Raw genomic sequence first — 16,095 nt, forward strand, 5'->3', positions numbered from 1 at the left:
GCCAGAACCTGTGCTCAACAGTCATTGAACATGGAAAGGACATTGAAACCCAGTATTTATTTTTTGCTCGTTATTTTCAGTTGCTCCACGTTAGCCAAAGGTTTGTCACCTTACCTTCCTCTAAACACGGCTTACGAGGCTGAGGCTTTAATTGACCAGTTGTTGGCAATTACACCCGGTGCGCCTTTAACGAAGCCATATAAAGCGGTCGAGGTATATCGCCGCCTGGAGCAGATTGAAACCAGTCACCCCAGTCTTTATGGGCAGTTGAGTCGCTATATGTCGCGATATACCCGCACCTATGGCCGTACGCATATAGATCTCGAATTGGCGCTGAGTGACGATGGAGAGCAGCCTTTGGCTAACAACCGGGGCGCGATGATAAGCGACAGTTATGCCCTTTCGAGCGGAGCTTTCTACCAACCTTCTCCTTATTTTCTAGCCTCTGCCGGCATCAATTACAGTGAGGCTGCTGGATTTAGACATACCAATAGTTATCTCGGGTTTGGTTATGAGTACGCTCAGTTTGAGTTCGGGTATCGAGAACACTGGTTTTCGCCCTTTAAGTACTCATCAATGTTGGTAAGTACTCACGCTGAACCGTCTCCATCCATTACAGTCAGTAATGCAACACCGATAACAGACTGGAATATTCGATACGAGCTTTTTTATTCTAAGTTGGAGTCTGTAGAGGGTATCAGGTTGGGAGATAAGCTGTTCCCGGGGAGCCCTCGTCATGGAGGCCTGCACCTGAGTTTTACCCCGTTTGAATTCTGGACTTTAGGGCTTAATCGAACGTTACAGTTCGGCGGTGGAGAGCGTGACGTCGACCTTGGTGATGTATTTGAGGCGTTATTCAATCCGGCGGGCAAAGACAACTTAGGTAGGGATGAAAAGGAAAATGATCCGAATTATGAGTTTGGTAACCAACAGGCATCCATTACCACTCAATTGAATCTTAACTGGGGCATGCCGTTTCAGGTTTACGGTGAGTTTGGTGGCGAGGACACGTTAGATGAGTCTAACTATAAGTTGGGCAACCAAACATTTTCTGTAGGGCTTTATTTGCCCATGGTTGCTGAAAATCTCTCATTGAGATATGAGCACAACCACTGGTCAACGGCGTGGTATGTGCATCACCTCTATCCGGATGGTTACACTAATGCGGGCCGGCTGATGGGGCACTGGGGTGCAGAGCAAAAAGTAGAAAACACAGCTCCGCCAGCGTCGGTCGACACGCTAGGAATTAATTACCAGTGGCCGGGCCTGGGGGTACTGCATGCTCGAATCGCCTTGATTCGCAACGAGCAGCGGGATGCCTTTGATTATCAGAGAGGCTACCAGGTTGAGCTCCAATACAGTCATGCGACCTCATATGGCTTTTTTGGGGCCGGTTTGCTTTATAGCAAGACGACGCTTGGTGACACGCAGAGCCGATTGAATATCTATTATCGGTGGTGACCATGCTTGCTTACCAAATTTTCCCAAAAGCCACCAAAGTACTCTACATGAGTCACCTGGCAATAGGTGACTATATATACCAGCGAACATTCTTGCAGCAAGTCAGGCAAAAATATCCTCAACTGCAATTAGATATCTGGCTGGATGATTTTCGTCCGCGCCCTAAAGCCTGGAGTGCCGGACGAGCCTCTCTCTTAAAAGGTTGGTTAGAAAGCGAAAGCTTTATTGATCGTGTCTACCCTCTGGCGAAAGATGAGGCGCATCGGCAGCAATTATTGCAGATGGCACGCTCCAACGGTTACGATGCAGTCTTTTTTATTGCTACAGCCCGAAGTTCCTATTACGCAAAATATGCGCGGTTTATTGCGGATAAATCGTATTGCAGTGGTCTTAAGCCTTCGGGGGTTTTATCTCCTATTGGTTATTGGCGGTTCTCCCGACTGGACGATTGCGTACCCGATGATTTTGATGGTAGCTCAATTCATCGAATTTACGGCCAGAGATTTCAGGCGCTAACGGGCATAAAACCAGCTATTGAAGTCGCCCCGTTGACTTTGAATGGAACGGCAGTCCGTCGCGTGAACAGAGCGATAGCAAACTGGCATAAGCCCTTTGGGACTCAGAAGAGTGTCTTAGTGAATCATTTATCCACCACATATAAGCGTGATTATAGCTGGACTAAAATGGTTGATGTGATTGAACAGCTGGCTAAGGTTCATCCAGAGTGTTTATTTATCATTAATACACCGCCACACCAAAAACAGGAGGTAGAGAGCCTCACGAAAAGCCTTTCCAAGGAAAGAGGACTAGCCTGTGTTGCTTCATCTAGCGATGGCGTTTTCGAGCTTGCGGCTATGGTACAAGCGGTGAATGCCGTGTTGACGGTTGAAACAGCAATAGCCCATCTGGCATCAGTATTTGATAAACCCCAGGTTACTCTGATGCGTCAGCAAAGTGCTCACTGGTGCCCGCCTAATGCATCCAAGGTGCTGTTCAGTTCAAGGTATATTAACGATATACCACCAGAGAAAGTGACTGATGCATGCGTGAAGCACTTCTTTGTTTGAGGCTTCTAAATACCCGAGTTGAGATGCTAAGCTTAGCCCTCGTTAATAAATCACGATAATTATGCATACCCGAGCCATCTACCCTGGAACCTTTGACCCTGTTACCAATGGCCATGCGGATTTGATCCAGCGTGCGGCTAGTATGTTTAGCCATGTCACCGTGGGCATTGCCTCTAACCCGAGTAAGAAACCACTGTTCACACTGGAAGAGCGTGTTGAACTGATCAAAGAGATTACTGCTGGCTTGGATAACGTCGATGTGCAAGGGTTTACCGGCTTACTGGCGGACTTTGCCCGTCAAAAAAATGCCAATATTCTGATTCGGGGGCTAAGAGCGGTATCTGACTTCGAATACGAATTTCAGTTGGCTAATATGAATCGTCGTCTGAACCCTGATCTGGAGAGTGTGTTTCTGACCCCTTCGGAAGAAAACTCTTTTATCTCCAGTACCTTGGTCAAAGAAGTGGCACTGCATGGCGGCGATGTCAGTAGTTTCTGCCATCCGGTGGTACAGCAGGCCCTGACAGGCAAGTTTGGCCGCTAATTCTGGCAGCTAACACAGTAATAGGTATTGCGTTGCCCTATTACCTGAGCTTGGATCGCGTTGCCGCACAACAAACAGGGCTCACCCTTGCGTCCATAGACATTCAGACTCTGGGCAAAATAGCCGGGGTTGCCATCGGCCTGAGTAAAGTCTTTTAAGGTGGTGCCGCCTTGCTCTATGGCTCCTGCCAGTACCTGTTTTATGGCGGCCGTTAATCTCTGGTAGGCTTTCTGGCCTACCCTTCCTGCGGCGCGCTTAGGATGGATGCCTGCCATAAACAGCGCTTCACTGGCGTAGATGTTGCCGACACCCACCACGATACGATTGTCCATAATAAAGTTTTTGACCGCCTGGCGACGATTTCTGGAGCTTAAATACAAATGCCCGGCATCAAAATCTTCGGTGAGCGGCTCTGGTCCCAGGTTCTGTAAGAGTTCATGTTGCTCGTCTTTGAACTGCCACAGGCATGCACCAAAACGTCGGGGGTCATTCAGCCTCAGGCATTGCCCATTGGTGAACACGAGATCCAGATGGTCATGCTTTTCTGCTGGCAGAGTGGCGTCAACCACTCTGAGCTTACCCGACATGCCCAAGTGCAAAATAATACTGCCCGCGTCTGTATCTAAAAGCAGGTATTTCGCCCTTCGACGGATGTCGGTGATCCTGAGTCCGCGGCTTTGCTCGACGGCTTCTGGAATGGGCCAGCGCAACTGACGCTGACGGATAACCCAGCGAGCAATGGTCTGTCCTTTAATATGAGGGCTGATGCCTCGGCGGCTGACTTCGACTTCTGGCAGTTCAGGCATTTAGTGAAGTGCCTCCGGAAGTAGCGCGGATAATGGGGTGTTTTTTAAGCGAATTACCTGCCCCTGATGCTTTACCAGTACGTCGTTGCCTTGGGACTTCAGCTTAAAGGGGCGGCCGTTGGGTTCTCCGGCTAACCAGACGACAGCGACATAGCCCCCCTCCATGTTTACCGGGATAGTCTCACCCTCGGCGTTGCGCCAGTTATTGACAATCGCTGCAAGTGCCTGTTCCTCTAACCCGAGCGAAGGCTGCGCGCGCCAGCCCTGACCAATGCGCTGCAATTGGTGGCTGCCGTAATCAATTCGCAGAACCGGTGTATCTGCAGGTAGCAACCGGGTATGGGACGTTTCGCCTGAGCTGATAAGGTCAGCGGACTGATTAAATACCAGAATCAGCAGTAGGCAGGCAAAGATCAGAACATTGTTCCAGCCTCGTCGGGAAAGCTTAATCATGGTCAGTCTCGGCGTAAAAACATGGGCACACTATAACGCAAAAAACCCGGCCAGAACCGGGTTTTTCGTGGAGACAAAAACAAGTGTATTACTTGATTTTGGCTTCCTTAAACATCACATGCTTGCGTACTTTGGGATCAAACTTTTTGATCTCCATCTTGCCGGGCATGTTGCGCTTGTTTTTGTCTGTGGTATAGAAAAAACCTGTACCAGCAGTTGAAACCAACTTGATTTTATCACGCATGGCTTTATTCCTTAGACCTTCTCACCACGGGCACGGATGTCAGTCAAAACTGAATCAATACCTTTCTTATCGATGATGCGCATACCTTTTGCAGACAGGCGCAGTTTAACGAAGCGGTTCTCACTCTCAACCCAGAAACGGTGCGTTTGCAGGTTAGGCAAAAAGCGGCGACGAGTAGCATTTTTTGCGTGCGAACGGTTGTTACCGACCGTTGGACGCTTGCCAGTTACTTGACATACTCTGGACATTGTTTGTCTCCAAATTAACCTAAAAATCTATCCTGGCTGGCCGTCTCACACTCCAAACCAGTTCACGCTAGTGACAAGAGGGCGCATTTTATACAGGAAAGCCCCCCCGAGATCAAGAAACTTTGTCCCTATCCGACATTTTATTACCTTCGGTTTGCTGAGTTCGGGCCGATGTTTCACTTTCTATGCCATATGGTGTCCGGGCCACGCCCGCTTTTCGGGTGTGGGCGCGGATAGCAAGGTTCTTACGGATCATTTCTGGCCGCACATAGCCACGGGCGTGTTCCAAGTGAACACAGGTCGTGCTGTAACGGATACCAATGGGTTTAATGCCGGCGTTCACAAGGCGTTCTCCCAGCTCGCAGTCTTCACCGCCATACTGCATTCGCTCGTCAAAGCCATTGGCTGCGAAAATATCTTCGCGCCAGCCTGACGCGTTATGACCGTTCCAGGTTGGGCGCGCCGGAGTCAGCTTGTTCAGTAATTCCGCTTTCCAGCCCTTGGCGGTGAGCTTCATGGTTTTATGGGTTTTCTTAAGGCCATGCTGCACCAGCCAGTCCACATTGAACGGGTGGCCTTGGGCAATGTCTTCAGGCGTAATTGCCTGACTGGTTTGCATTGGCAGCTTAAAGTAACCGCCAGACAGGTAGCAACCCTGGCGACGCCGCTCTATATGGGTCTCGATAAAGTCGTTTCGGGGAATACAATCACCATCGGTAAAAATGATGTACTCGCCCTGTGAAGCGACTAAGGCTTTATTCAATATACGCGTTTTCTGGAAGCCGTCATCGGGTTGCCAGATATGCTGTATAGACAAGTTAGTGTGCTGTTTGAGAACCTCGATACGCTCCCGTGTATTGTCATCGGAGCCATCGTCAGCGATCACGACCTCAAAGTTCTTATAAGTTTGATAGTGAAAGCCCCATAGCACTTTCTCCATCCAGTCCGGGGAGTTATAGGTGGAGAAAATAACCGATACGCTCATGAATTATCTCTTTATTACTCAGTATAAGTTAGGACTACAACCAGCCTCTTTCGGCGAATGATACCGCATCGCCATCGCCAATCACAAAATGATCCAGTACCCGAATGTCCATCAGTGTCATGGCGTCATTAATACGCTGCGTAATTTGGCGGTCGCTCTGGCTGGGCTCAGCCACGCCAGAGGGGTGATTATGGGCGAGGATGACGGCGGCAGCATGTGTATCCAACGCCAGTTTGACCAATACTCTGGGGTGAACGGTGGCGCTGTCGATAGTGCCATAAAATACCGGCTTAAACTGGATTAGCCGGTGCTGACTGTCGAGTAGCAATAGTGCAAAGACTTCGTTGGGAAGATCGCGCATCTGGGCGACCAGATAATCGCGGGTGTCCTCGACCTTGGTGAATATGGAATCCCGTTCAAGACGTTGCTGCAGGTGCCGTCTGGCCATCTCCAATATCGCTTGCAACTGAACGTATTTGGCCTGGCCAAGGCCTTTGGCAGCGCAGAATTGCTCTTCCGTGGCATTTAATATCGGTCTAAGTCCCCCAAAGGAATCGATCAGCTGACGAGCCAGGTCTACGACATTGGTCCCGGGTAAGCCGGTGCGTAGAAAAATCGCCAGCAGCTCGGCGTCCGACAGGCTCCCGGGGCCTTGGTGTATCAGCTTTTCTCTGGGGCGTTCGCTGTCTGGCCAGTCGGTGAGTTTCATACGGCCTCCTTGGCGGTGAAAATACAAGATCCATTGAGGTAATAATGATAGGCTAAAAGCATTCATCTAACGAACGCTTAGCCATGGACCAGTTACAAGGCCAACGTATTTTATTAGGGGTCAGCGGCGGTATAGCCGCCTATAAGACGCCCGATTTAGTGCGCAAATTAAAGGCAGCCGGGGCCGAGGTCCGGGTTGTGTTGACGCCCTCTGGCGCCGAATTCGTCAGCGCCCTTTCCTTACAGGCGGTGTCGGGTCTGTCGGTGCATGACAGTCTTTTAGACAAAGACGCCGAAGCGGCTATGGGGCACATTGAACTGGCCAAATGGGCCGATCAAATTCTGATTGCACCAGCCAGCGCCAATGTGATTGCCCGGCTGGCTCATGGTATGGCGGATGACCTCTTAACGACCTTGTGCCTGGCTTCCGCCGCGCCAATTACCCTCTGTCCGGCAATGAATCAGCAAATGTATGGGGCGCAGGCAACGCAGGATAATCTGACAACGCTCAAACAACGGGGCGTAACTCTGCTGGGCCCAGCCTCTGGCGAACAAGCCTGTGGTGATGTCGGTCCGGGACGTATGCTGGAGCCTGAACAGATTGTTGCGGCACTGTCGGCGCCGGTTTCCGGAAAGCTAGCCGGGGTCAAAGTACTGCTTACCGCCGGTCCCACCCGTGAGGCCTTGGACCCGGTACGTTATCTGACCAACCAAAGCTCCGGCAAAATGGGGTATGCCCTTGCTCATGCAGCTGCCCGGATGGGCGCTCAGGTCACTTTGGTCAGTGGGCCCGTGGCCCTGTCCGTTCCTGTCGGGGTCAACTGCATCGAGGTGGAAAGCTGCCAGCAAATGCATGAAGCGGTGATGACTGAAGTTGAGAACGCCGATATCTTTATCGGTTGTGCTGCCGTTGCGGACTATCGGCCGGAGCAAAATGAGCCGCAGAAAATCAAAAAATCCAAAGATAAGTTAACACTTACTTTTATAAAGAATCCTGATATTCTGGCTGAAGTAGCCGCTCTTCCCAAGCGGCCTTTTACCGTGGGCTTTGCCGCTGAAACACAGGATGTCGCCCATTACGCGCGCCAGAAGCTGGAAAAGAAGCGACTGGATATGATTGCCGCTAATGATGTCTCTGCATCGGACCGCGGTTTTAACACTAATCTCAATGCACTGACGGTGTTATGGCAAAACGGTGAAGCCGAGTTGCCTTGTACCGACAAAAGTACGTTGGCTCAGGCGCTATTGGACTTAATCGCTCAACATTATAAAAATAATCAGAATCATGCATAAAATCGATATAAAAATACTGGATAGCCGTGTCGGTAAAGAATTCCCCCTACCGGATTATGCCACCGCTGGCTCTGCGGGCATGGACTTGCGAGCCTGTTTGGATGGCCCGCTGAAGCTTGAGCCGGGTCAAACCGAATTGTTATCCACCGGCATAGCCATCCATATTGATGATCCTGGCCTTTGCGCCACCATTTTGCCTCGCTCTGGCCTTGGCCATAAGCATGGCATCGTGTTGGGTAACCTGGTGGGACTGATTGACTCGGACTATCAGGGACAACTGATGGTGTCAGTTTGGAACCGTGGGCAGGACAGTTTTGTGATCGAGCCAGGGGATCGAATCGCCCAGCTGGTGATCTTGCCGGTGATCCAAGCCAGTTTTAATGTGGTTGAAGATTTTGAACAGAGTCAACGGGGTGAGGGCGGCTTTGGCTCGTCCGGCCGCAGTTAATGCGATAGGAACACAAGATGGCAACAACTAAAAAACCTAATCGTCGTGCGCAGATATTGCAATGTCTGGCGCACATGCTGGAAACCAGTCCGGGTCAGCGCATCACCACCGCCAAGCTGGCGGCTGAAGTCGGCGTCTCAGAAGCGGCATTATATCGGCACTTCCCCAGTAAGGCGCGGATGTTTGAAGGCCTTATCGAGTTTATTGAAGAGACGTTGTTTTCGCGTATCAATAAAATCCTGGATGATGAGAAAGACACCGCCGTACGCTGTCAGCATATCCTGCATTTATTGTTAGGGTTTGCTGAGAAAAACCCCGGTATTGCGCGTTTAATTAATGGTGACGCCTTACTGGGTGAGCAGGATCGCTTACGTGGCCGTATTGCTCAGTTATTTGAACGCCTGGAGACTCAGCTTAAACAGGTATTAAGAGAAAGTAAGTTGCGTGATGGTAAGGCGCTGGTGGCCGATGAAGGCCATATCGCCAACTTATTGATCTGCTTTGCCGATGGCCGTATCAATCAGTTTATTCGCAGCGAATTTAAGCGGCGCCCAACAGAACACTTTGCCGAGCAGTGGCATCTGATTAAACAGCAGCTGCTGGCTTAATCTGAATAAAGACATAAAAAAGCGCCGCAGTGGCGCTTTTTTTATACGCAGAAAGGTTTACTTACCAGCGAAAGTGTTGCCAAAGAAGTCGCCGTCGAACCAGGCCGGGCGCTGGTCCTGGTTGGCAATGCTGCGGCCGATGCGCAGGTTCACCTCAGTAAACAGGGTGGCGGCTTGCCAGTTGAAGTCCTCATTCACTTCGTCCGACGGTTTGTGATAATCGCTGCCCAAAAACTCCTTAAAGTAGTCCTCACCACTCTTATCGCCTTTGGCGGTAAAGCCAGGCACCAGGAACACGGAGGGTACACCTTGCTTAACGAACATATAGTGATCGGAACGAGTAAACAGTGCCTGTTCTGGCCAGGGATCTTCAGCCAGCGACAGCCCCATTTGCTCGGCGGCATCGGCGACATTGTGTTGTAGGTCCGAGTGGTTGGCACCAAAGGCGATCACATCTTCAAACTGGTATTTGAGGATGGGCATATCCAGATTCACATTGGCTACCATCGCATCACCGGGCACCGTGGGATTGCGGGCAAAATAATCGGCACCTAACAAGCCTTTTTCTTCAGCGGTCACCGCCACAAAAAGAATGGAGCGACGGGGCTTGGGCATCTGAGTGAACAGGCGAGCCGTTTCCAATAGCACCGAAGTGCCGGTGGCGTTATCCATGGCGCCATTGTTGATCTTGTCTTTCTTCACGGTTTTGGCGATACCGATGTGATCGGAGTGGGCGCTGTAAACCACATACTCATTTTTTAGCTCAGGATCTGAGCCGGGTAAAATGGCGGCCACGTTATCGCTCTCGATGCGCTCATGGGTGCTGCTCTTGCTGAAATCGATGGATACGGGTAAGGCAAAGCCCGCTGGTGTATTGCCCTGTTCAATAGCGGCGTAGATCTCATCCAGGCTCATCGGGGCGTGAGCAAACAATTGTTCTGCGGCCTTCTTGCTGAAAAAAGCGCTGTTCTTGATCTCAGGGAATACGCTGACTGGCTCACCGCTTTCATCCAGCGTTCTTAAACTGGGAGTATGCAGATAGTTCAGGCGTGACTGATAAGGTCGGATTTTTTCAATGGTAGGCGTAGTAATGCTGACTATGCCGATGGCGCCGCGCTGAGCCGCATGTTTGCCTTTCTCGTGGCCGGAGGCGAAATGGGCGCCTTCTTCACTGGGAAAATGAGCGGGCTTACCGGATAAAATCACTACAACCTTGCCGTCTACATCAAGGTCGGCATAGTCGTCATGCTCAAGTTCCGGGGCGACTATACCATAGCCGGCAAATACCATTTCACCGGAAACGTGCGCTTCCTGATACACGGTGCTGGGGCCGGTTAAATAGTCTTTGGGGTAATCCAACGCCAGCTTTGCATGGTCGCTACTGAGCACCAGTCGAGGCGATTCTTGCTTCAGGTAGGCCTGACGGAAGGGCACGGTCTGGAAGAAGGTACCGTCTTCTCCGGCGGGTTCCAGGCCCAGCTGGGTGAATTCCGAGGCAATATAGCGGGTGGCGATCTGATGTCCCCGACTACCGGTGTCCCGACCCCGAAGCAGATCGTCGGCGAGAAATTCCACATGGGCGCGAATTCGTTCAGCATCGGCCTCAGGGTTGCTGGTTGCCGCCACAGACAGAGTACTGCTGACCAGTCCTGTCACAGCGGCGAGAAGAATAATAGGTTTCATAGGCATCCTCTTGATGTTTGACCGCAAGACCTTACCCGAGCCGAAGCCGGGATACCAGTTTGACTTTCCTACAAAGCTCACTAACCTTGCTAAGAACAAACATTCTGGAAATGAAAAATGCCACGAAAAGCCCTGTACGATCTTGATGAAGTGTTATCAAACGCCGTCGATGTGTTTATCGAGCATGGATACCACGGTGCGGTGATGGATGAGATTATCGCCCGAACCGACTTTAATCGTCGGGGGTTCTATCTGGAGTTTGGCAGTAAGCAGCAGTTTTTATACCGAGTGATCGAACATTATCAGAGCCAACGGCTGGAGCCGGTGGTTGCGCACCTGGAACATAATCATGGTCTGGCGTCTGTTGAGCAATTTTTCCGCGAATATGTCCAGTTGATCCAAGGGCGTGGTTGTTTGCTGATCAACATGGTCACTGAGCTGGGCTACGATGACGGTGAAATTCGAAGCCTGGGGCGGCACTATTTGGATCGCTTGCAGATCGGCTTTATCGGCTGCCTCGAAAAGGCCTTGCAACACGGAGAGATTAACGCGGGCATTAACCTAGAGTCCACGGCCTTGCAGCTCACCAGTTATGTGCAGGGTTTTGCCGTGAATGCGGTGCTGGCGGGCACCACCGATGAGTTGCACTTGGCAACGAAAGCGTTGTTAGGCGCGGTGCAAAAGAGTTAAAATCACCGCCCACATTTCTCAAAGTGGTGTCTATGAGTCAGTCTAAGTCGGTTTATCGAGTACAGTTTATCAGTAACGCCGAGCGCTACGAGCTTTATGTCCGTGAGGTCGCCCAGGGGGCTATGTTTGGCTTTGTAGAGATCGGTGACTTCGTCTGGGATAATCGTAGCGGCGTGGTCGTTGACCCGAGTGAAGAAAAATTGAAGTCTGAGTTTGAAGGTGTCGAGCGTACCTATATTCCCATGCATAATGTGCTGCGCATCGATCAGGTAAAGCACCGGGGTAGCGCGAAGGTAACCGAGCTGGGTGACAAGGTGACCCCATTCCCGCAGCCGGCTTATACACCTAAAAATTGACGCTGCCCGGCGTACTGCTTTTCCCTTTTCCACCAAAGTTTGATAAGTAAGGCCTATCGCCTTTTGCTTTTCGGAGAATGCCGTGCGCATCATTTTGCTACTCATCTTTTCAGTTTGCTTCAGTCTGGTGGCTCAGGCTCAGAGCTCATTAGACCGTTTACTGGACGAAATCTGGCAATTTGAGTTAAGAATCGCGCCAGTGACCGCCACTTCTTTGGGAGTGCACGACTATGACCATTTGTTGGCGGATCGGTCGCCAGAAGCGCTTAAACGTCAGCGCGATCAGGCGGCAGAGTACTTGCAGCGGCTAGCAGAACTGGACAGCGCAGAACGGTCTTTCGATGAACGGCTCAACATCAGTATGCAGCGCTATCGGTTGCAGAATCTGGTGGATAAATACGACTTTAATCAGCACTATGTGCCCTTGAAGTCGGAAGACGGTTTCCATCGTAGCATTGCCTATTTGCCCAATCGCATCAAAATGGCTGCGGCTGAGGATGTAAAGAATTACCTCCGTCGCCTCAAGGCGTTGCCTCGGTTGTTTGAACAAAACATTTACTGGATGAAGCAGGGCCTTCAAACTGGGCTCACGCAACCCAAAGTGGTGTTACAGGGGTATGAATCGTCAGTGAGTGCCTTTATTCATGACGATCCGGAAGACAGCGTGTTTTTTGAACCCTTTAAACAACGGCCAGTATGGGCGCAAGCATCTCAGTTCAGTCAATGGGCTACCACGGCCAGACAGATTATCGCCTCCGAAGTGATGCCTGCTTATCAGAGCTATTACGAGTTCTTGACAGAGCAGTATATCCCCAACGCCAGAGACAGCGTCGGTATTGAGCACTGGCCCCAGGGCAAGGCCTTCTACGCCAACCGAGCTCGTCATTACACCACCACGGATATGACCGTGGACGAGATCCATCAGCTTGGTCTGCAAGAGGTCAAGCGCATACGCGCTGAGATGGCCAGGGTGATGCAGCAGGCCGGCTTTGACGGCTCTCATGCTGAATTTATTCATTTCTTGCGCACCGATAAGCAGTTTTATGCTGAGAGCCCTAAGGCGCTACTCAAACAGGCCGCTTACTTGTCCAAGAAGGCCGATGCGATCCTGCCTAAGTTATTTTATAAACTTCCCCGCACACCCTACGGCGTCGCCCCGGTTCCGGACAGCATTGCGCCCAAGTACACCACGGGCCGCTATATTGGTCCCACCCGAGACGATCAACCTGGCTATTACTGGGTCAATACCTATGCGCTGGATAAGCGACCTCTCTATGCCCTGCCTGCACTGACCTTGCACGAGGCGGTACCGGGGCATCATCTGCAAAATGCACTGGCACGGGAGATGGACCATCTGCCGCCAGTGCGTCGTCATACCTATATTTCGGCTTTTGGTGAGGGTTGGGGCCTGTACTCGGAATACCTGGGCAAGGAGATGGGCTACTACGAGACCCCTTACGATGATTTTGGCCGGCTAAGCTACGAGATGTGGCGTGCCTGTCGGCTGGTGGTAGATACAGGGATGCATATGCAAGGCTGGAGCAGACAGGAAGCCATCGACTACATGCTCGAGAACACCGCTCTGTCGGAGCACAATGTGACCACCGAGATCGACCGTTATATTTCCTGGCCTGGACAGGCTCTGTCTTACAAGATTGGCGAGATTACGATTAAACGCCTTCGCTGGGAATCGGAGCAGGCGCTGGGTAATGACTTTGATCTACGCGCCTTTCACGATGCCTTATTGGAAAACGGCGCCATTCCGTTATCGGCCTTAGAGCAACACATGACTCGTTTTATAGAGCAGCACCAATAGTTAATATGACCCGGTCAGTCGAATACGGCTGGCCTTTGTCTTCGGAGCGCGCCCTTATTGACATAGCAGCGCATTACACGCCTGTGAACTCAGCCGTTAAAGTGGATTGGTACTTTTCCTTGAGATAAAATAGACCTGAAGTTGCGGCCTTCAAGGGTGAACTTTGTTGCCGTTTTATCGTTAATATTGTTGGGTTACTTTTGAGGCGATTCGATGATCCTCTACACGATTATTGGCGTTGCGATTCTGTTGGCGTGTTTTTTTATGGTTCGCTGCCAGGGCATGCAGGCTCAACTTCGCCAGGCGTTGTACTATAGTCAGCAAGCAGACAAGCGCAAACGTGAGATTCTCGGCCATCTCACCGAGACCGCAGAGCAACTGCAACAGCAGTATCTGGACAGGCTGGAAATGGCGTATCAGGCTGGCTGGGTGAATGCCGAGAGGTATGAGAAAAGCCGTATTATAGTCAGTCACTACTGCTTTGTCATACTCAGCTGCGTGGACAAACAACTGAGTGTCTCTGCGGCCATGAACAAGGTGGCGACTCGCAGTCAGACGCCTCTGGAAGACATTCAGCGGTTCATATCACTGCAGCGCGGCGAGGTTCGTAACGCATGGAGCAGCAATCAGGTGGCAGGTTTTACTCGTGTTTGCAATTTGCTAACGAGTTTCCAGGAAGCTCCGTCTTTGGCAAACGCCAGTTAATAAAGCCTCAGGAGCCCTGATAAAGATACTTGGTGAAAATCACATCTTCAATCATCGGGGCGCCGGTTTCTTTTTCCATCAGGTTACGTAAATTGCGGAGGATGTCTTTGCGGATCTCCTCCCGTCCTACCAGAGACTTTACCTTGTTTTCAGGCTGTTGCCCGAAGATATCGATGGCAGTTGCTCGCATAAGCGGTGTATGGTGCTGTGCCACCTCCAGATAAGAGGCATCTTCCAGCATTAGCTCAATGGACACGCGCACGAAGCCGAGCTTCTTACTGTCCTGCCCCAGATAGTTCGTTACGATATCTGGCTCCAGTCCGAAATAAGCGGTCGCGTGGGCTTTTGGGGAAGCAAAAGCCACCAGAGTGACGATGGCAAACAACGTATATCTCAGCATTGCAGTGGTCATATCGAGTCCCGTTGGTCGGTAATATCCCCCTGATATCCGGGGCCTGAGTATCAGTTTATCAATAAATACCCTCGCTAAACCAGCATTTGCTGGCTCCTACCCTGAGGCTATTGTTACTATTGAGGCTGCTAAATCCATCAGTCAGAACGCGAAGTTGAGTAACAGTCCTTTATTTCCATTACCTGTAGCGCCTCACTGGCACACCGCCAATGAGGTAGTTGTACCGGAGGCGCACCTAAAAAACTGGTTGCAGGATACCGGCTCTCTGACCGAGCGCTTGCAAGCCCATTGCCGACACTTTGAAGTGCAGCTGTTGGGTCAGCAGAAAACTCAGCTCAGCGCCGATGAGCTTGAGATCATAGGTTCCCAGTTGAGCGTCGTACGGGAAGTGATTCTGCGTGGCGATGGTCAGCCGTGGGTGGCCGCGCGCTCTGTATTGCCGAAAGCCCTGACTGAGGACGGGCCTTTTGCGGCTCTGGGAAGTCAGTCATTGGGCCGAATTTTGTTTAATGACCATCTGTTTGAACGTCGTCCCTTCGAGCTTTGTCAACTGGAGGCTCCGAATCTGCTCGAGACACTGGGCTGTGAATCGAAACACCGGTTATTCGGACGTCGTTCGCTATTTTGCTACCAACACTGGCGTGTGATGGTGGCAGAGATATTCTTACCACAGTGTCCGGCCTATAAACTCTGGAGCCCCAGATGATCTTATCGTTGTCCCATTGGCGTGCCTACAGCCAACTGATGCGAGTCGAGAAGCCTGTGGGTGTGTACTTACTTTTATGGCCTACTCTTTGGGCATTGTGGCTGGCCGCCGACGGCCTGCCTCCGATTGATGTCCTGCTGGTGTTCTTAGCTGGGGTATTTTTAATGCGCTCGGCTGGCTGTGTGATCAACGACTACGCCGATCGCCATATTGATGGTCACGTTCAACGCACCAAGGATCGTCCGTTGGCAACCGGTCGGGTAAGTCCACCGGAAGCCTTACAGCTTTTCATCCTACTGGTAATGCTGGCCTTTGCGCTGGTGTTGCTGCTCAACTGGCAGACTGTCGTGTTATCGATAGGTGCGCTGCTACTGGCAGCTTGCTATCCCTTTATGAAGCGGTATACGCATTTTCCGCAGGTGGTTCTGGGGGCTGCCTTTAGCTGGGCCGTTCCCATGGCCTTTATGGCCGTTCAGCAGCAGATACCCAGCTGGGCTTGGTGGCTGTATGGTGCCAATGTGATCTGGACGGTGGCTTACGACACCGCCTATGCCATGGCGGACAGAGACGATGACCGTAAGGTCGGGGTGAAGTCCACCGCCATTGCCTTTGGGCGTTTTGACAGAGCGGCCATCGCGCTGATGCAACTGGCGTTTCTCGGCATTATGGCTGGCTTGGGTGAGCATTTAAGCCTGGGCTGGCCTTACTGGTCTGGGCTGCTGGTGGCTGCAGGCTTTAGCCTTTACCAGCAGTGGTTAATTCGAGAGCGGCAACCTCAGCGGTGCTTTCAAGCCTTTCTGAATAACCATTATGTGGGGATGGCGATCGGCCTTGGCCTGATCGCCGATCTTAGTCTGTAGAT

General features: G+C 51.3%; 20 protein-coding genes. 12 read left to right on the top strand and 8 right to left on the bottom strand.

Features of this window, described 5'->3' with window-relative positions:
- The first annotated feature begins 42 nt into the window (after positions 1–42).
- The 3 genes from HMF8227_RS00255 to coaD all read left to right on the top strand — a co-directional run bounded on the left by HMF8227_RS00255 (position 43) and on the right by coaD (position 3,072).
- Positions 43–1,461, top strand: coding sequence for a capsule assembly Wzi family protein (locus HMF8227_RS00255; RefSeq protein WP_162558427.1), 1,419 nt, complete (start codon positions 43–45; stop codon positions 1,459–1,461).
- Between the two features lie 2 nt (positions 1,462–1,463).
- Positions 1,464–2,528, top strand: a complete 1,065-nt coding sequence (locus tag HMF8227_RS00260; protein WP_109338263.1) for a glycosyltransferase family 9 protein — start codon at positions 1,464–1,466, stop codon at positions 2,526–2,528.
- 61 nt (positions 2,529–2,589) lie between these two features.
- Positions 2,590–3,072, top strand: a complete 483-nt coding sequence (gene coaD / locus HMF8227_RS00265; RefSeq protein WP_109338264.1) for a pantetheine-phosphate adenylyltransferase — start codon at positions 2,590–2,592, stop codon at positions 3,070–3,072.
- On the opposite strand, the gene mutM is transcribed toward coaD, so the two are convergent.
- From mutM to radC, 6 genes are all read right to left on the bottom strand, one after another.
- Positions 3,069–3,878, bottom strand: coding sequence for a bifunctional DNA-formamidopyrimidine glycosylase/DNA-(apurinic or apyrimidinic site) lyase (gene mutM / locus HMF8227_RS00270; RefSeq protein WP_109338265.1), 810 nt, complete (start codon positions 3,876–3,878; stop codon positions 3,069–3,071). The genes coaD and mutM overlap by 4 nt on opposite strands.
- Positions 3,879–4,331 carry a hypothetical protein gene (locus HMF8227_RS00275; RefSeq protein ID WP_109338266.1) on the bottom strand — a complete coding sequence of 151 codons (453 nt, stop codon included), beginning with the start codon at positions 4,329–4,331 and terminating at the stop codon, positions 3,879–3,881.
- Positions 4,332–4,419: 88 nt separating this feature from the next.
- Positions 4,420–4,575: a 50S ribosomal protein L33 gene (rpmG, locus tag HMF8227_RS00280; RefSeq protein WP_109338267.1), complete on the bottom strand. Its 156-nt coding sequence runs from the start codon at positions 4,573–4,575 to the stop codon at positions 4,420–4,422.
- An 11-nt stretch (positions 4,576–4,586) separates the two neighbouring features.
- Positions 4,587–4,823: a 50S ribosomal protein L28 gene (gene rpmB, locus HMF8227_RS00285; protein ID WP_109338268.1), complete on the bottom strand. Its 237-nt coding sequence runs from the start codon at positions 4,821–4,823 to the stop codon at positions 4,587–4,589.
- Between the two features lie 112 nt (positions 4,824–4,935).
- On the bottom strand, positions 4,936–5,808 hold the full coding sequence (locus tag HMF8227_RS00290) for a glycosyltransferase family 2 protein (protein WP_109338269.1): 873 nt from the start codon (positions 5,806–5,808) through the stop codon (positions 4,936–4,938).
- Between the two features lie 34 nt (positions 5,809–5,842).
- Positions 5,843–6,517, bottom strand: a complete 675-nt coding sequence (gene radC / locus HMF8227_RS00295) for a RadC family protein (protein ID WP_109338270.1) — start codon at positions 6,515–6,517, stop codon at positions 5,843–5,845.
- An 83-nt stretch (positions 6,518–6,600) separates the two neighbouring features.
- Between radC and coaBC the strand changes: the two genes are divergently transcribed.
- The 3 genes from coaBC to slmA are packed head-to-tail and all read left to right on the top strand — an operon-like array spanning position 6,601 to position 8,865.
- Positions 6,601–7,809, top strand: coding sequence for a bifunctional phosphopantothenoylcysteine decarboxylase/phosphopantothenate--cysteine ligase CoaBC (coaBC, locus tag HMF8227_RS00300; protein WP_109338271.1), 1,209 nt, complete (start codon positions 6,601–6,603; stop codon positions 7,807–7,809).
- Positions 7,802–8,257, top strand: a complete 456-nt coding sequence (dut, locus tag HMF8227_RS00305; protein WP_162558428.1) for a dUTP diphosphatase — start codon at positions 7,802–7,804, stop codon at positions 8,255–8,257. Before coaBC ends, dut begins: the two co-directional genes overlap by 8 nt.
- A gap of 17 nt (positions 8,258–8,274) precedes the next feature.
- On the top strand, positions 8,275–8,865 hold the full coding sequence (gene slmA, locus HMF8227_RS00310; RefSeq protein ID WP_109338273.1) for a nucleoid occlusion factor SlmA: 591 nt from the start codon (positions 8,275–8,277) through the stop codon (positions 8,863–8,865).
- A 57-nt stretch (positions 8,866–8,922) separates the two neighbouring features.
- On the opposite strand, the gene HMF8227_RS00315 is transcribed toward slmA, so the two are convergent.
- Entirely contained in the window at positions 8,923–10,548 is a 1,626-nt protein-coding gene (locus HMF8227_RS00315; protein WP_109338274.1) for a M28 family peptidase, read from the bottom strand.
- A 117-nt stretch (positions 10,549–10,665) separates the two neighbouring features.
- Between HMF8227_RS00315 and HMF8227_RS00320 the strand changes: the two genes are divergently transcribed.
- From HMF8227_RS00320 to HMF8227_RS00335, 4 genes are all read left to right on the top strand, one after another.
- Positions 10,666–11,238, top strand: a complete 573-nt coding sequence (locus tag HMF8227_RS00320; RefSeq protein ID WP_109338275.1) for a TetR/AcrR family transcriptional regulator — start codon at positions 10,666–10,668, stop codon at positions 11,236–11,238.
- Between the two features lie 32 nt (positions 11,239–11,270).
- The gene (locus tag HMF8227_RS00325; RefSeq protein WP_109338276.1) at positions 11,271–11,594 is read left to right on the top strand and encodes a DUF1820 family protein; all 324 of its coding nucleotides are present in this window, start codon (positions 11,271–11,273) and stop codon (positions 11,592–11,594) included.
- 82 nt (positions 11,595–11,676) lie between these two features.
- Positions 11,677–13,410 carry a DUF885 domain-containing protein gene (locus HMF8227_RS00330; protein WP_109338277.1) on the top strand — a complete coding sequence of 578 codons (1,734 nt, stop codon included), beginning with the start codon at positions 11,677–11,679 and terminating at the stop codon, positions 13,408–13,410.
- Between the two features lie 213 nt (positions 13,411–13,623).
- Positions 13,624–14,115: a hypothetical protein gene (locus HMF8227_RS00335; protein ID WP_109338278.1), complete on the top strand. Its 492-nt coding sequence runs from the start codon at positions 13,624–13,626 to the stop codon at positions 14,113–14,115.
- A gap of 7 nt (positions 14,116–14,122) precedes the next feature.
- Here the strand turns inward: HMF8227_RS00335 and HMF8227_RS00340 are convergent, their stop codons facing one another.
- A complete protein-coding gene (locus tag HMF8227_RS00340) occupies positions 14,123–14,527 on the bottom strand; it encodes a flagellar basal body-associated protein FliL (protein ID WP_109338279.1) in 405 nt (134 codons plus the stop codon).
- Positions 14,528–14,681: 154 nt separating this feature from the next.
- On the opposite strand from HMF8227_RS00340, the gene HMF8227_RS00345 reads away from it, so the two are divergent.
- Both HMF8227_RS00345 and ubiA read left to right on the top strand, forming a co-directional pair.
- On the top strand, positions 14,682–15,233 hold the full coding sequence (locus HMF8227_RS00345; protein WP_162558429.1) for a chorismate--pyruvate lyase family protein: 552 nt from the start codon (positions 14,682–14,684) through the stop codon (positions 15,231–15,233).
- Positions 15,230–16,093: a 4-hydroxybenzoate octaprenyltransferase gene (gene ubiA, locus HMF8227_RS00350; protein WP_109338281.1), complete on the top strand. Its 864-nt coding sequence runs from the start codon at positions 15,230–15,232 to the stop codon at positions 16,091–16,093. Before HMF8227_RS00345 ends, ubiA begins: the two co-directional genes overlap by 4 nt.
- Positions 16,094–16,095: the final 2 nt, after the last annotated feature.

The organism is Saliniradius amylolyticus, assembly GCF_003143555.1.
Lineage (GTDB): Bacteria > Pseudomonadota > Gammaproteobacteria > Enterobacterales > Alteromonadaceae > Saliniradius > Saliniradius amylolyticus.

Excerpts from the sequence above, each read along its gene's own strand:
- HMF8227_RS00320 (WP_109338275.1), top strand. The coding sequence starts at position 10,666 with ATGCCACGAAAAGCCCTGTACGATCTTGATGAAGTGTTATCAAACGCC.
- HMF8227_RS00325 (WP_109338276.1), top strand. The coding sequence starts at position 11,271 with ATGAGTCAGTCTAAGTCGGTTTATCGAGTACAGTTTATCAGTAACGCC.
- coaD (WP_109338264.1), top strand. The coding sequence starts at position 2,590 with ATGCATACCCGAGCCATCTACCCTGGAACCTTTGACCCTGTTACCAAT.
- HMF8227_RS00260 (WP_109338263.1), top strand. The coding sequence starts at position 1,464 with ATGCTTGCTTACCAAATTTTCCCAAAAGCCACCAAAGTACTCTACATG.
- mutM (WP_109338265.1), bottom strand. The coding sequence starts at position 3,878 with ATGCCTGAACTGCCAGAAGTCGAAGTCAGCCGCCGAGGCATCAGCCCT.
- HMF8227_RS00335 (WP_109338278.1), top strand. The coding sequence starts at position 13,624 with ATGATCCTCTACACGATTATTGGCGTTGCGATTCTGTTGGCGTGTTTT.
- HMF8227_RS00290 (WP_109338269.1), bottom strand. The coding sequence starts at position 5,808 with ATGAGCGTATCGGTTATTTTCTCCACCTATAACTCCCCGGACTGGATG.
- HMF8227_RS00340 (WP_109338279.1), bottom strand. The coding sequence starts at position 14,527 with ATGACCACTGCAATGCTGAGATATACGTTGTTTGCCATCGTCACTCTG.
- rpmB (WP_109338268.1), bottom strand. The coding sequence starts at position 4,823 with ATGTCCAGAGTATGTCAAGTAACTGGCAAGCGTCCAACGGTCGGTAAC.
- HMF8227_RS00275 (WP_109338266.1), bottom strand. The coding sequence starts at position 4,331 with ATGATTAAGCTTTCCCGACGAGGCTGGAACAATGTTCTGATCTTTGCC.
- coaBC (WP_109338271.1), top strand. The coding sequence starts at position 6,601 with ATGGACCAGTTACAAGGCCAACGTATTTTATTAGGGGTCAGCGGCGGT.
- ubiA (WP_109338281.1), top strand. The coding sequence starts at position 15,230 with ATGATCTTATCGTTGTCCCATTGGCGTGCCTACAGCCAACTGATGCGA.
- slmA (WP_109338273.1), top strand. The coding sequence starts at position 8,275 with ATGGCAACAACTAAAAAACCTAATCGTCGTGCGCAGATATTGCAATGT.
- rpmG (WP_109338267.1), bottom strand. The coding sequence starts at position 4,575 with ATGCGTGATAAAATCAAGTTGGTTTCAACTGCTGGTACAGGTTTTTTC.
- HMF8227_RS00315 (WP_109338274.1), bottom strand. The coding sequence starts at position 10,548 with ATGAAACCTATTATTCTTCTCGCCGCTGTGACAGGACTGGTCAGCAGT.
- dut (WP_162558428.1), top strand. The coding sequence starts at position 7,802 with ATGCATAAAATCGATATAAAAATACTGGATAGCCGTGTCGGTAAAGAA.
- radC (WP_109338270.1), bottom strand. The coding sequence starts at position 6,517 with ATGAAACTCACCGACTGGCCAGACAGCGAACGCCCCAGAGAAAAGCTG.